Origin of the sequence: Staphylococcus pseudoxylosus, from assembly GCF_003697915.1 — a bacterium.
In the GTDB taxonomy this organism is placed as follows: Bacteria; Bacillota; Bacilli; order Staphylococcales; family Staphylococcaceae; genus Staphylococcus; species Staphylococcus pseudoxylosus.
In genome coordinates this window covers 1-14,330 of the sequence record NZ_RCVN01000027.1, presented here as the reverse complement: position 1 = coordinate 14,330, position 14,330 = coordinate 1, and the positions used below count along the sequence as shown (strand labels likewise).

The window sequence follows — 14,330 nt, the reverse complement described above, 5'->3', positions numbered from 1 at the left end:
CATGGAATTGGTCAGGACGTTTTACAGCTAACACAACGATTAAAGTAAGACGTAGTGCTGGATTAAAAGGTGAAATTGTGGATAGTGGTTCATGGATTTATGTGAATAAATGGGTCGACTTTGTAAGCATAACTAAAAAGGATGGTTACTGGTGGATTAAATTTAAATATCCAACGAATCCAAGCGCTGGATATTTCTACTTAGCAGTGTGCAAGATTACTGATAAAGACGAGAAAATAAAGAACGAAAAATATTGGGGAGAGATTAAATGGAAATAATGTGTTAAAATACACTTGCGGTTGATGAACAACCGTCCTATTCATATTTGTTGAAATCTTCATTGAGGCACCTCTTTACAGGGGTGTCTTTTTTATTGTAATATGACAATGAACATGTTGCATGTGCGACCTTCTAAGAGGTTAATCCTAAATAGTTTTAGCCTCCCTTTACAGCGTCACTCTTTATGAGTGGCGTTTTTTATTTATTCTTGAAAAAAGCTAAATATTCTGATAAAATTAATTTTCCTTTCCCATATGATTTTCAATCAAATAGAATTACATATTTAAGTGTCACTTCGGTGGCACTTTTTAAATTTTTATGATAATTTGTAATTGCACATATTCATTATGTGTACATACTCATAAGCTATCACCTTACTAAAAGAAGTAGACACATTGTCCCGTGTCTGCTTTTTTATTTATCCATTGAAAAACATAGAATATTCTGATAATATAAACGTTGTGAACTTCATACCTTTCAAAAAATATCTCTATATTATATCTATTTGACAGGCACTTATGTGTCTGTTTTTTAATTTGTGTGGTACAATTGCATTGTTTCTTGAAATATAGAAACTTCCTTAATATGTATAGGCAGTCGTTAATTCGGCTGTCTTTTTTATTTTACAATATATATCTATATAGGGTATAATGGATATATGAAATAGTTGTTCTATGAAACGACTAAATACACTAGAGGTACAGTGTGTTGCCTGGCAGAGGCTTTATATCTGACTGTTAGTCTCGGCTGGTGACATCCTTCCAGTCCCGTATCTATAATTCCCCCCGCCATAGTGGGCTTGCTTCTTGTCTGAAGGTAGTATAAGGCTATGACTTTGGCAGTAAGATAGAAACTGCAAATATGGCACACAACCGTATAAGTTACACTTTGTAGTCGCGAATATAAGGTGTAGTAGTGGTTGTGATACATAATGATCTATTGGGTCAACTTACTAAGAATGACCCCTAAACCACCCACACATGTTACTGGTGGTTATTTTTTTGTTATAATTTAATTGTATTCAAACTATAAGGGTAGGCACTTATGTGCTTGCCCTTTTTTTATGTTAAAATTTCTGAAAAAGGGGGGTTAATATGATTAGTGGAATAAATCATATTACTTATTCAGTTGCTAATATAGCTAAATCAATCGAATTTTATAGAGATATTTTAAAGGCTGAAATTTTAGTTGAAAGTAAGACGTCGGCTTATTTCAATTTAGCTGGTATATGGTTAGCTTTGAACGAAGAAAAAAATATTCCTAGAAATGAAATTGAATATTCATATACGCATATAGCATTTACAATTTCGAATAACAATTTTGATGATTGGTATAACTGGTTAAAAGAAAATGGAGTAAATATTCTTGAAGGTAGAGATAGAGATATTAGAGATAAAAAATCAATATATTTCACTGATTTAGATGGACATAAATTAGAATTGCATACAGGAAGTTTAGAAGATAGATTAAGTTATTATAAAGAGGCTAAACCTCATATGAATTTTTATGTTTAAAATAACGTTATACGTATGATTTTGAAACACGTTTCTACTTGTCTTGATATTGTATATTAAACCACCCACACATGTCACTGGGTGGTTATTTTTGCATAAAAAAAGGACAGTAATACTGTCCAAAATTATATAAAGTGAAGTACAATTGGAACTATAATACCTACAACTGAAACAGCTAGACCAAATACAGTCAACGTTCTGTTTTGAAATTCATTTAAATCATCTTTTATTTCTTGTCTACTAGCTAAAATATCATCTTTTGTTTCTCTACGATTCTCATCTAATTTATCTATGATTCTATCAAATTTACTATCTAAATGATTTTTGAAGTTTTCATATTCTTCTCTTTTAACGTGTTCACTCATTAGTTTACTACCTCCTAAATCTAAAGTTCTCTTTTCATATTCAACTAAGGCTTCAATGGTAGCTTTCTTTATCTCTATTATATCATATTTATTTAATGTAGTAACTTCTGGTATGGTTTTTCCTACTTCATTTTTATTCAATGGTACACCTTTTTCAAATTCTAAAACATTATCTTTCATTAATGCCACCCCGTTTCAGTAGAGGTAAAGGAAAAGAGATTTTTGCCAATTCATTTTCAGTTTCATTTAGCATGTAATGAAAGTGATCTGCGAATGTAGGAGACTCTCCAAAAATATCAGGAATGTACAATATTTTTAAATTTATATTTTCAATATTAGTTAAATCAATTTCCTTAGGTAAAGCCATTCCATAATTTTTCTTTATTGAACCATCACTCTTTATTTGTGTACCTTGCATACCATCGAATCTTAGTTCTTTTGAAGGTATTTCAGAATAAGTGAGTAAAACTATTCCATCATTTTCTAACGATTCATCATCTAATTTTTCTAAACCAATTATATCAAACATTAAAAATATAACCCATTTATCGTCTGATAAATCTTCTAAATAATCTAAATTTTTAATATGTTTAAAATCGCCTTCATTATCGCCAAGATAAAAAGCTTGATAAGTTAAGTTGGTAACAAAAAGATTATCATTAATTTTCATTGTGTTCCTCCTAAAAAGTACATTAATATAATGATACTAGTTTTCGAATATTTTTGAAATATATTTTTTGTTGATTAATACGAACAAGTGTTCTATCATATTCATGAGGTGATAATATGAAAGTAATAAATCCAAATGCACCAGATGAATATAAATACGAAACTGATTACCGTAATATTCCCAGAGAATATCTTAATCCACGTATACCACAAGGACGTGGCATGGTTAAGTGGCAAGCCTTCAAGACCCTGCCCGAACAATACGAACAACTAGAGCAATACATACAAGATCAGAATAAGATTGATAGACCATCATTAAGTGACCAACAATTGAATGATTTAAATGATAAGTTAATATTCAAAATGTATCATGACCCAACTATCGAATTACGCTATTTTGTCGATGGATATATTAAAACTAAAGAGGGTTACATTCATAAAGTAGATGTTCACACACAAGCACTACATTTATATGAAGAAAGTGGATTAAGTAAGGTTAATTTGTTAGATATTGTGGAGATAAAATAAGTAAAAAACTTTAAGAAAAGGGTTGATTATATAGTTCTAATGAGCTATAATATATATAGGAGGTGAGGGAATGAGGCGAAAAGAAAGAACAAAAAAAGAACATCGCGAAGACGTTGAGTATTACTTGAAAATTGCAACCTTCTCAATACTACTCATCGAATTTCTTCGCAAGATGTTCTAAGGTAAGACCCCGAAAGGGGTTCCTTACCTCTTATTATAATAGGAGGGGATAAAAATGAAAAGAGAAACAAAACAAAAGATTTCATTCGGTTTGTCTATAGGGATATTAATCTTAGTTATATTACTATTAATATTTTAAATAAAATTAAAAAATCGCCTCATTCTTAATAAATGAATTGTTATGATGAATTGTTTAACACAATTAAAAAACTAATAGAAACAAAAGAAATATCGAGTTATCAAATAAACAAAGATATTGGCATAAGTTACGGTAATATAAATGCTATGCGTCGTGGAGAAAGAAGTATAGAGAACTTAAGTTTAAAGAATGCTAAAATTTTATACGAATATGCAAAAGCCCACCTAAATGAATAGGTGGGTTGTTTTTTATATTGTTACTTTTATTCTTTTAGCTTTATTGCCTATAGCAACATCAATTGTTGAATCATCTTCAAGTTGTTCAGGATTGTGAATTTCTAAATATGCTTCTCCATTATAAGTTGTTAAATAAGCTGTTGTTTCTACGAATCCATTAAATTTATCGTTATATATTGATGCTAGTAATTCAGTTTTTGATTCTCCATAGATGTGGTCAATCTTTAATGGTATTTTAATATAGTTTCCATCGTTAATTCTATCAGTCGTTTCTAATTTAGCGAAGTCTAAGAAGTTCTTCACTGTTGAATTTAAGTCTATAGAAATTAGTTCGGAAGCATTCTTATATATTAAATAAGTATTACCGTTTATTATTGCTGTATATTTGAAATCTTCATCACAGGCTATTGCTCTCTGTGAAAAATAATCTAAATATGTAAATCTTGTTGCTAGATCATATGGTTGATGTAAGTCAATATCATCTTGAATGAATTTGTCTAACTTTAATCCAAATGTTAATTTACCAGTAACTTCAAATCCAGTTAAAGAAGTGTTGAAAATAAATTCACTATTTTTAACGTTTTCGGATAAATTCCAAGTAGTCCTTGTAGTTCTACCTTTTAAAGCTGGCAGATACATATTATCTTCACTATCTTTATCGTGATAAAAAGTTAAATCTTTAGGTATTGCTTTTTTAACATCTTTAGGCAGATTCAATTTTGGTGCCTTAGGTTTCCCTTTAATTTTAACATTGCTAGTCTCATCATCTGTAATTGTAGCTTCTGTAGTAAATAATATTTCATCTTTATCAAAACTTATCTCTTTAATATAACTTCTTGTTGTAACATCAGCTTTTATTTCTGAATATGAAATAGCAAGTTTTAATGACCCAATTTCTAATATTTTATCTAATAATTGACTTCTAGTATCTAGGTTTGAAATGATTTCTTTAGAAACATATTTTTCCTTCCACGCTTTTGCATTTCTAAATTCAACGTTCTTAGTTTCATCTTTTTTAGTGTGGAAATTTTTACGTATGGCACCAAGTACACGTGAATTATACCAATGTGTGAGCATAGTATTACAATCTTTTTCATTTAAATGTTTAATAAAGAATTCTGCTAGATTATTTAATTGTCTCCATTTATGTTCTAAATCTTTTCCAAATCCTGCAGAAGCATTTTGCTCTCTCCAATGATAAATAGGATAATCAGAATAAATACCTATTCTAGGATTTTTACTATAAACAAGACACGAATACATTACGTCTTCCCACCAAACTTTTTCTCCCTCAGAGAAATAAAGGTTGTTTTCAGTCAGAAATTCCTTTCTATAAAGTTTTGGTACCGTCATAGGTCCCATTGAATTTACACCATCTTTTTGAGCACCAATTTTATTTCCTTGATACTCCTTCCATCCCCATGACCAGCCTTTAGTTCTTACAACTTTAGGATTAACCACATCTAATTGGTTTTCTTCAGCAAAGTTATATAGTCTTTCCAATGCTTGTGGAAAAATAGAATCATCATCATCACTAAAGAATACATATTTAGAATTAGCCAAATCGATTCCTTTATTTCTTGGTCTACTTGACCAACCAGAAGGAGATATTCTGTATGAATAAAAGTTAGAACGATTTGTAGTTTTTTCTTTTAACCTTTTATAAGCATTAAAATCGCTTGAACCGTCATCAATAAAAATAACGTCAAAATCATTACTATCCATTGTTTGATTATCTAACGAATTAATTAGCCTATTAAGTATTTCTTCTTTGTTATTAAAAGTAGGTATGATTACAGTTACTTTTTTCATTATATAGCCCCTTTATTTAATTATTATTTATATATTTCTATTGTACCATTCTTTGCGTAGTGCAATCATTATAAAAATGAATGTTTTAAATTTTCTGAAGCGGTCGCAAGACATTTTAAGGGCAAAAAAAGGGCAGATTAATTAAAAACCATTAAAAACTCATGGAATCAAAATAATGTATAACATTCAATAAACACTATTATATCAGTCTTTTTACAAACTTTTAAAATCCTATAGAACTCACAAAACAATCCGCAAATGATGATGTGATTTCGTTTGAATCGAATAATCAATTAGACAAGTAGCTAATTTGGGTAAAAATATCCCTATGCTACTTGTTTTTTTATATAATTCGCACCTTAACATTAAAATTTTTATAAAACGCACAAAAAATATATAATTTAATAATATTTACAAAAAATAATCAATTTTAACTTTGCATTTAATGAAAAATGAAGTTATATTAAAGAGTAAGGAGTCCTACTTAAATTGCTAACAAGTTGAAATAAGCTTGTAGTAAAAAGAAGTGAAGTTTACTATTCGGTGTTGAAGTTGGTTTTTAAAATGGATGTTTAAGGAGTTGTGCATATGAGTTTGCTTAGCAATAGAGAAGCGGTTGGCTTAAGCGTAGTGGAGTTATCAAATCGTATTACATCATTATATAATACGTCACTTAGTCCTGAAATGATTGAATTGATAGAGGAGAAAAAAGCGAAATTAAATCATCAAGATGCGCAAATATTAGCAGAATTTTTTAATACAACTTCAGAAGATGTATTTTAGATAAACCATATGAGATGGTTCTAAATAAGATATAAGATATAGTATACATAACTATTTGAGGATATGTAGAATCAAGGGGGTAAAAGTTTATGAAATATAATGAATTCAATCAACCTATTGGTGAGCAAGTAGATGGTTTTCAAGTACCTATTGTGCCGAGTGCCTTATCGATAGAAGGTCGATATTGTCGCTTAGAAAAGTTAAAACCAAAACATAGCGAAGGCTTATATGCCCATTTTGGAACGGTTGAGGATTTGCCTAATTGGACTTATTTACCTGATGAGCAACCTCAAGATTTAGAAGCGTTTAAAGTATACTTAAATAGAAAAGTTGAATCTAAAGATCCATATTTTTTTGCAATCGTTGATAGACAAACAGGACAAGCAGTGGGTATAGTTGCTTTGCTTAGAATTGATCAGTCAAATGGTTCCATTGAAGTTGGGCATATTCATTATGCCAATATTTTAAAACGAACACGTATTGCAACTGAAGTTCAATTTTTATTGGCTAATTATATCTTCGAAACGTTAGGCTATAGAAGATATGAATGGAAATGCGATGCGCATAATGAACCTTCTATCAAAGCTGCAAAACGTTTAGGTTTTAAATATGAAGGTACCTTTCGAAATCATAAAGTTTATAAAGGACGTAATCGGGACACTTGTTGGTTGTCCATCATTGATAGCGAATGGCTAAAGATTAAACAACAATATGAAAAATGGTTAGATGAAAAGAATTTTGATGAATTTGGTAATCAAATTTATCGTTTGTCTATCTAATAGTAACCTTTAATATATAAATAGATAATATGAAAATGAATCATTTTTTAAGGAATGATTTTATCAAATTGTGATAAAATCATTCTTTTTTTATATTGAAAATAATAGTAACAAAAGAACTTAATGCTCGCATTGAAAAGGGATACAACAATACAAATGTATGCGGTATATTAAAATCCTAAATTTGAATGTATGATGCAATTTCTATTAAAATAAGTTATAATGATGTGATGAATTTTTATGAGGAGATATGACTATGACAATTAAGCAGCTTGTAAAAAGCAAACACCCAATACTTAAAAAGACAATATCAAGCGTGACTCAATTTGATCAACGATTGGAGCAATTGTTATTAGATTTAGAAGATACGATGTATGATGTTGAAGCATCTGCAATTTGTGCACCTCAAATAGGTATTGAACAAAAAGTAGCTATTATAGATATGGAAATAGATGGTTTGTTACAACTGATTAATCCTCAATTAGTAAGTGAATCTGAAGAAAAAGTGACAGATTTAGAAGGTTCCATTAGTATGCCCAATGTATTCGCTGAAGTAACTAGAAGTAAAATGATTGTGGTTAAAGGTAACGATAAGCATGGTAATGAAGTAGAAATGACAGCATACGATGATATTGCTAGAATGATTTTACATATGATTGATCATTTTGATGGCATATTATTTACAGAGCGTGCAGAGCGTATTTTAGACGAAGCTGAGATGGAGGCGTATTTTGACAATGAGTAAAATTATCTTTATGGGAACACCTGATTTTTCAACAAAAGTATTAGAAATGTTAATTGCTGAACATAATGTGATTGCTGTAGTAACACAACCAGACAGACCAGTAGGTAGAAAGAGAACATTAACACCACCGCCAGTTAAAGAAGTGGCAGTAAAACATGGATTATCAGTATATCAACCAGAAAAATTAGCTCAATCAGAAGATTTAGAGAAACTTATTGCTTTAGATGCAGATTTAATTGTCACAGCAGCTTTCGGACAAATTTTACCGGAATCATTATTAAATGCTCCTAAGTTAGGAGCAATCAATGTGCATGCGTCATTATTACCAAAATACAGAGGTGGCGCACCGATACATCAAGCTATTATAGATGGTCAAAAAGAAACGGGCATTTCTATTATGTATATGGTTAAAAAATTAGACGCAGGAGATATTATCTCTCAACGAGCAATTGTAATAGAAGACCAAGATGATGTTGGGTCAATGCATGATAAATTAAGTTTCTTGGGTGCAGATTTATTAAAAGAGACACTACCTTCAATTATAAATGGTACGAATCAGCGTATAGAACAAAATGAAGACGAGGCAACATTCGCATCAAACATTAGCCGTGATCAGGAAAAAATAGATTGGTCTCAGTCAGCAGAAGCAATATACAACCAGATAAGAGGTCTTTCACCTTGGCCAGTCGCATATACAAAAATGGATGATGGTAACTTAAAAGTATATGCTAGTCGTATTGAACAAGGAAAGACAGGTGAACCTGGAACAATTATAGAAACAACAAAAAAAGCAATTATTGTTGCTACAGGTTCTGGCGATGCTATCGCATTAACAGATATACAAGTTGCAGGCAAAAAACGTATGTTAACTGCAAACTATTTAAGCGGAGTACAAACTTCGCTTGTTGGGAAGGTACTATCATGACAATAGACACAAATGTAAGGTTATTAGCATTTGAAACAATCCAAGATATTATAAATGATAAAGCTTACAGTAATATTATTATTAACGAAGTATTATCAAATAATGAATTAAGTAGAGCAGATAAAAGTTTGTTTACAGAACTTGTATATGGCACGTTGAAAAGAAAATATACATTAGATTATTTGTTAAAACCATTTGTACAGACAAAACTTAAAGGCTGGGTAAGACAATTACTTTGGATGAGTATTTACCAATATGCGTACTTAGATAAAATACCTGAACATGCTATCATCCACGAAGCAGTGGAAATAGCTAAATATAAAGGCGGACCACATAATGGAAACGTAGTTAACGGTATTTTAAGAAATATGATGCGCAGTGAGTTACCAGACTTCACGGAAATTACAGATGATAAGAAGAGAATTGCTATTGAATATAGCTTACCTAAATGGTTAGTTGATCATTGGGTTACACATTTTGGCATAGAAAAGACAGAAGAGATTGCGCAATCTTTCTTAGATAAAGTATCAACCACTGTACGTGTAAATTTAACAAGAATTACTGTTGATGAAGCAATTAGAAGATTAACAGATGATGATTATATAGTAGAACTAGATAAAGAAATTGATACTTGCCTGCATATTAGTGGTAAACCAATTATTGAATCAAGATTATTTAAAGATGGACTTGTATCAATTCAGGATAAAAGTTCGATGTTCGTTGGTGAGGTTATGTCATTAACAGAAGGCGATAAAGTGCTTGATGCATGTAGTGCACCAGGTGGTAAAGCTTGCCATATGGCTGAAATATTAAACGGTACAGGTCATGTTGATGCGACTGATATCCACGAACATAAAATTGATTTAATTGATTTCAATATCAAAAAATTACGTTTATCTAACATTTCTGCTTTTGAACACGATGCAACTGAAAAATATGATAAAGTGTATGATAAGATTTTAGTCGATGCACCTTGTAGCGGATTAGGTGTGTTAAGACACAAACCTGAAATTAAATACGAGCAATCACAACATTCAATTCAATCATTAGTTGAAATTCAATTAGAAATTTTGAATAATGTGAAAGATAGCGTGAAACCAGGCGGCACAATTATTTATTCAACATGTACGATTGAACAAATGGAGAATGAAAACGTAATATATACGTTCTTAAAAGCAAATAATGATTTTGAATTCGATGCTTTTGAACACCCAATAACTGGAGAAAAAGTGAAGACAATGCAAGTTTTACCTCAAGATTTCAACTCTGATGGCTTTTTCATTACTAGGATAAAAAGAAAGGAAACGTAATAAATGATAACTACAGAAAAGAAAAAAAAGAATAAGTTTCTTCCCGATTTTGAAAAGCAATCAATTTATTCACTGAGATATGATGAGATGCAAGAATGGTTAGTTAGTAATGGCCAACAAAAATTCAGAGCAAAACAAATTTTTGAATGGTTATACGAAAAACGTGTAAATAGTATTGATGAAATGTCAAATTTATCAAAAGAATTACGTGAAGTTTTAAAAAACAGTTTTACTATGACTACAATGACGACAGTAGTTAAACAAGAAAGTAAAGATGGAACGATCAAATTCCTTTTCGAACTACAAGATGGTTACACGATTGAAACGGTATTGATGAGACATGAATATGGTAATTCAGTATGCGTAACGACACAAGTTGGGTGTCGTATTGGTTGTACGTTCTGTGCCTCTACATTAGGTGGCTTAAAGCGTAACTTAGAAGCGGGTGAAATCGTTTCACAAGTTTTGACAGTACAAAAGGCATTAGACGAAACAGAAGAACGTGTATCTCAAATTGTAATTATGGGTATCGGTGAACCATTTGAAAATTATGATGAAATGATGGATTTCTTGAAAATTGTTAATGACGATAACGGTTTAAATATTGGTGCACGTCATATTACAGTTTCTACATCAGGTATTATTCCACGAATTTATGATTTTGCTGATGAAGATATTCAAATTAACTTTGCAGTTAGTTTGCATGGTGCAAACGATGAAGTTCGTTCACGATTGATGCCAATTAATAGAGCATATAATGTTGAAAAATTAATGGAAGCAATTAATTATTATCAAGAAAAAACGAATAGACGTATTACTTTTGAGTATGGTTTATTTGGTGGTGTAAATGACCAAGTAGAACATGCTAGAGAACTTGCGCATTTAATACAGAAATTAAATTGCCATGTTAACCTAATTCCAGTAAACCACGTACCGGAAAGAAATTATGTTAAGACTCCAAAAGAAGATATCTTTAAGTTTGAAAAAGAGTTAAAACGATTAGGTATCAATGCAACAATTAGACGTGAACAAGGTGCAGATATCGATGCTGCATGTGGACAACTAAGAGCTAAGGAACGAAAAGTAGAAACGAGGTAGAGACATGCTAAATGCACAATTTTTTACTGACACAGGACAATATCGGGATAAAAACGAAGATGCTGGTGGCGTTTTTTACAATCGTACAGAACAACAATTATTAGTGCTTTGTGATGGCATGGGTGGTCATTTAGCAGGTGAAGTAGCTAGCCAGTTCGTAACAAAAGAGTTACAACAAAGATTTGAAGAAGAAAATTTAATCGAGGCTGATCAAGCTGAAGCTTGGTTGAAGACAACCTTAAAAGCTATTAACCGTGAACTTTATGACAAATCAGTAGAAAACCCAGAATATCAAGGTATGGGTACAACTTGTGTTTGTGCTTTAGTATTTGATAACTATGTGGTCGTTGCCAATATTGGTGATTCACGTGCCTATTTAGTAAATAGTAGGGAGATTGAGCAAATTACAAATGATCATTCTTTTGTGAATCACCTTGTTATGATTGGACAAATCAGCGCTGAAGAAGCTTATACGCATCCACAACGTAATATCATTACAAAAGTAATGGGTACAGATAGATTGGTGACACCGGATATTTTTGTAAAAAAGACAAAGTTTTATGACTATCTCATGTTGAACTCTGATGGTTTAACAGATTTTGTGCGTAATCATAAAATTCAAGAAGCATTGCTCCAAGACAACGAATTAGAAACACAAGGTCAATATTTGATTGAACTTGCATTAACAGAAGGTACGAATGATAATGTAAGTTTAGTGTTGGCTGAGGTTGAAGGTGATAAGGTATGATAGGCAAAATAATTAATGAACGTTACAAAGTAACTAAAAAACTTGGTGGCGGCGGAATGAGTAGAGTCTATCTTGCTGAAGACTCGATTCTCAAGCGAAGTGTCGCAATTAAAGCTATTAGAATTCCATCGGGTGAAAAAGAAGAAGCAATCAAAAGATTTGAGCGAGAAGTACATAATTTAACGCAATTATCCCATGATAATATTGTTAACGTTTTTGATGTTACAGAAGATGATGAAAACTTCTATTTAGTTATGGAATATATTGAAGGTTTAACATTATCTGAGTACATTCAAAAGAATCATCCGCTAGATGTTGATACAATATTAAATTTTATAAATCAAATCATCAACGGTATTAAACACGCTCATGATACAAAAATAGTGCATAGAGATATTAAACCCCAAAATATTTTGGTAGATAAAAATCAAACTTTAAAAATATTAGATTTTGGTATAGCTAAAGCATTAAGTGAAACAACAATGACAGAAACAAATCATGTATTGGGTACTGTCCAATATCTGTCTCCAGAACAAGCACGTGGAGATATTACAGATAATGGCACAGATATCTATTCAATGGGTGTTGTATTATATGAAATGCTTATTGGTAAACCGCCATTCTCTGGAGAAACAGCTGTCAGTATTGCAATAAAGCATATTCAAGATCCTATGCCAAATGTAACTGATGAACGTTCAGATATTCGTCAAGCTTTGAGCAACGTTGTATTAAAAGCAACTGAAAAAGACAAAATGGAGCGTTACCAATCAGTAAGAGAAATGCAAAATGATTTAGAAACTGTTATGTCAGATGAACGTGCATCAGAAGACAGATATCAATCTTCTATCACTAATACGAAAACAGTACCGATAAATAAATCAGAAATTGCAAACAAGACACGTGAAGAAGACAAAGGTAAAAGTATTAGTGAGACAATGCAAATCCCTATTGTCAATCAACAACAATTTCAATCCAGTGAAGAACATATCTATGCGGTTCCTAGAAAGAAACGTTCTAAGAAAAAGAAATTTTTATATACTTTAATTATTGTCTTATTATTATTTGGTCTATTTGGATTTATGGCGATGGGGATGTTTGGTAATAAATATTTAGAAACACCAGACTTAACTGGAAAAACTGAAAAAGAAGCCGAACATATCTTAAAAGAAAATAAATTACAAATGGGTGAAACGACTCGTGAGTATAGTGATAAATACCCTGAAAATAAAATAATTAAAACGAAGCCTGAAAAAGGTGAACGATTAGAACAAAACAGTAAAGTTGATATTGTGATGTCTAAAGGGCCACAATTAGCTGAAATGCCAAGTTTATATGGTATGTCAAAATCTGAAGCCATCAGTAAACTGGAAGATTTAGGTATAAAAGATACTAAAGTTAAACAGTCATATAGCAAACAAAACGTAGCTAAAGGTTTAATTGAATCTCAAAATATTTCACCTGGTGATAAAGTAAAAGTGAATAACAGTAATATTGAATTAATTGAGTCACTTGGCACCAAACAAGTTTATGTTGATGATTATGAAAATAAATCCTTTAAAACTGCTAAAGAAGAGCTAGAATCTAAAGGCTTTAAGGTAGAAGTTTCAGAAGAAAGAAATGGTGATAAAGTCAAAAAAGATGATGTTATTAGCCAATCACCAAAAGGTGAGGAAGTAGATGAAGGTTCTACGATATCATTTGTCGTATCTAAAGGTAAGGAAGAGTCTAAAGAAGAATCTAAGGATGACGCTAAGGACAAGGATGACAAAGATAAAGACGATTCTAAAGATGATGAAGCTGCAACGAAAGAATATACTGAAACATACCAGGTACAATATACTGGTGATGATGATGAAAGCCAAGAAGTGAAAGTATATATTCGAGATAAAGATGATCAAGGGTCATCGGCAGCACAGACATATAAGATTAAAGAAAACAAGACTATTAAGATACCAATGACAATTGAAAAAGGTAAGACGGCTGGTTTTACTGTTCGTGTTGATGATAAGGTTGTTGCTGATAAAGACATACCTTATGATTTTTAGCGACACTTAACGAGTAAACGAGTTTAGTGTCGCTTATGCAAGAGCAAAGATCTTGCGAACTAAGTATAACGAGTAAACGAGTTTAGTATCGCTTAAGCAAGAGCAAAGATCTTGCGAACTAAGTATAACGAGTAAACGAGTTTAGTGTCGCTTAAGCAAGAGCAAAGATCTTGCG

Annotated in this window: 14 protein-coding genes and 1 pseudogene; 12 read left to right on the top strand and 3 right to left on the bottom strand. The window is 31.3% G+C overall.

All coding sequences use genetic code 11. From position 1 onward, the window contains the following. Both D9V42_RS14330 and fosB read left to right on the top strand, forming a co-directional pair. A pseudogene (locus D9V42_RS14330) lies at window positions 1-278 on the top strand (CHAP domain-containing protein); the annotation flags it as partial. Window positions 279-1,373: 1,095 nt separating this feature from the next. Next, window positions 1,374-1,793: a FosB1/FosB3 family fosfomycin resistance bacillithiol transferase gene (fosB, locus tag D9V42_RS14325; protein ID WP_122065519.1), complete on the top strand. Its 420-nt coding sequence runs from the start codon at window positions 1,374-1,376 to the stop codon at window positions 1,791-1,793. A gap of 125 nt (window positions 1,794-1,918) precedes the next feature. Here fosB and D9V42_RS14320 read toward each other — a convergent pair whose 3' ends face one another. Continuing rightward, window positions 1,919-2,338 (bottom strand): hypothetical protein, encoded by a 420-nt coding sequence (locus D9V42_RS14320; protein WP_122065517.1) that lies wholly within the window; start codon window positions 2,336-2,338, stop codon window positions 1,919-1,921. After that, on the bottom strand, window positions 2,328-2,828 hold the full coding sequence (locus tag D9V42_RS14315; RefSeq protein ID WP_122065514.1) for a hypothetical protein: 501 nt from the start codon (window positions 2,826-2,828) through the stop codon (window positions 2,328-2,330). Before D9V42_RS14315 ends, D9V42_RS14320 begins: the two co-directional genes overlap by 11 nt. Window positions 2,829-2,944: 116 nt before the next feature. On the opposite strand from D9V42_RS14315, the gene D9V42_RS14310 reads away from it, so the two are divergent. Continuing rightward, a complete protein-coding gene (locus tag D9V42_RS14310; RefSeq protein WP_122065512.1) occupies window positions 2,945-3,355 on the top strand; it encodes a YolD-like family protein in 411 nt (136 codons plus the stop codon). A gap of 351 nt (window positions 3,356-3,706) precedes the next feature. Beyond that, on the top strand, window positions 3,707-3,910 hold the full coding sequence (locus tag D9V42_RS14305; RefSeq protein WP_122065510.1) for a hypothetical protein: 204 nt from the start codon (window positions 3,707-3,709) through the stop codon (window positions 3,908-3,910). A 12-nt stretch (window positions 3,911-3,922) separates the two neighbouring features. On the opposite strand, the gene D9V42_RS14300 is transcribed toward D9V42_RS14305, so the two are convergent. Beyond that, window positions 3,923-5,722 carry a glycosyltransferase family 2 protein gene (locus tag D9V42_RS14300; protein WP_122065508.1) on the bottom strand — a complete coding sequence of 600 codons (1,800 nt, stop codon included), beginning with the start codon at window positions 5,720-5,722 and terminating at the stop codon, window positions 3,923-3,925. Between the two features lie 588 nt (window positions 5,723-6,310). Here D9V42_RS14300 and D9V42_RS14295 point away from each other — a divergent pair. From D9V42_RS14295 to pknB, 8 genes are all read left to right on the top strand, one after another. Next, window positions 6,311-6,505: a hypothetical protein gene (locus D9V42_RS14295; RefSeq protein ID WP_107531388.1), complete on the top strand. Its 195-nt coding sequence runs from the start codon at window positions 6,311-6,313 to the stop codon at window positions 6,503-6,505. Between the two features lie 89 nt (window positions 6,506-6,594). Next, window positions 6,595-7,284, top strand: coding sequence for a GNAT family N-acetyltransferase (locus D9V42_RS14290; RefSeq protein ID WP_107555771.1), 690 nt, complete (start codon window positions 6,595-6,597; stop codon window positions 7,282-7,284). 256 nt (window positions 7,285-7,540) lie between these two features. Continuing rightward, window positions 7,541-8,029 carry a peptide deformylase gene (locus D9V42_RS14285; RefSeq protein WP_122065505.1) on the top strand — a complete coding sequence of 163 codons (489 nt, stop codon included), beginning with the start codon at window positions 7,541-7,543 and terminating at the stop codon, window positions 8,027-8,029. Next, window positions 8,022-8,954 (top strand): methionyl-tRNA formyltransferase, encoded by a 933-nt coding sequence (fmt, locus tag D9V42_RS14280; RefSeq protein ID WP_122065521.1) that lies wholly within the window; start codon window positions 8,022-8,024, stop codon window positions 8,952-8,954. Before D9V42_RS14285 ends, fmt begins: the two co-directional genes overlap by 8 nt. 2 nt (window positions 8,955-8,956) lie before the next feature. Further along, entirely contained in the window at window positions 8,957-10,264 is a 1,308-nt protein-coding gene (rsmB, locus tag D9V42_RS14275) for a 16S rRNA (cytosine(967)-C(5))-methyltransferase RsmB (RefSeq protein ID WP_233665365.1), read from the top strand. Between the two features lie 3 nt (window positions 10,265-10,267). After that, window positions 10,268-11,362 carry a dual-specificity RNA methyltransferase RlmN gene (gene rlmN, locus D9V42_RS14270; RefSeq protein WP_119613618.1) on the top strand — a complete coding sequence of 365 codons (1,095 nt, stop codon included), beginning with the start codon at window positions 10,268-10,270 and terminating at the stop codon, window positions 11,360-11,362. Window positions 11,363-11,366: 4 nt separating this feature from the next. Next, window positions 11,367-12,110 carry a Stp1/IreP family PP2C-type Ser/Thr phosphatase gene (locus tag D9V42_RS14265; RefSeq protein ID WP_107531383.1) on the top strand — a complete coding sequence of 248 codons (744 nt, stop codon included), beginning with the start codon at window positions 11,367-11,369 and terminating at the stop codon, window positions 12,108-12,110. Next, window positions 12,107-14,155, top strand: a complete 2,049-nt coding sequence (gene pknB, locus D9V42_RS14260) for a Stk1 family PASTA domain-containing Ser/Thr kinase (RefSeq protein WP_122065503.1) — start codon at window positions 12,107-12,109, stop codon at window positions 14,153-14,155. Before D9V42_RS14265 ends, pknB begins: the two co-directional genes overlap by 4 nt. Window positions 14,156-14,330 lie beyond the last annotated feature (175 nt).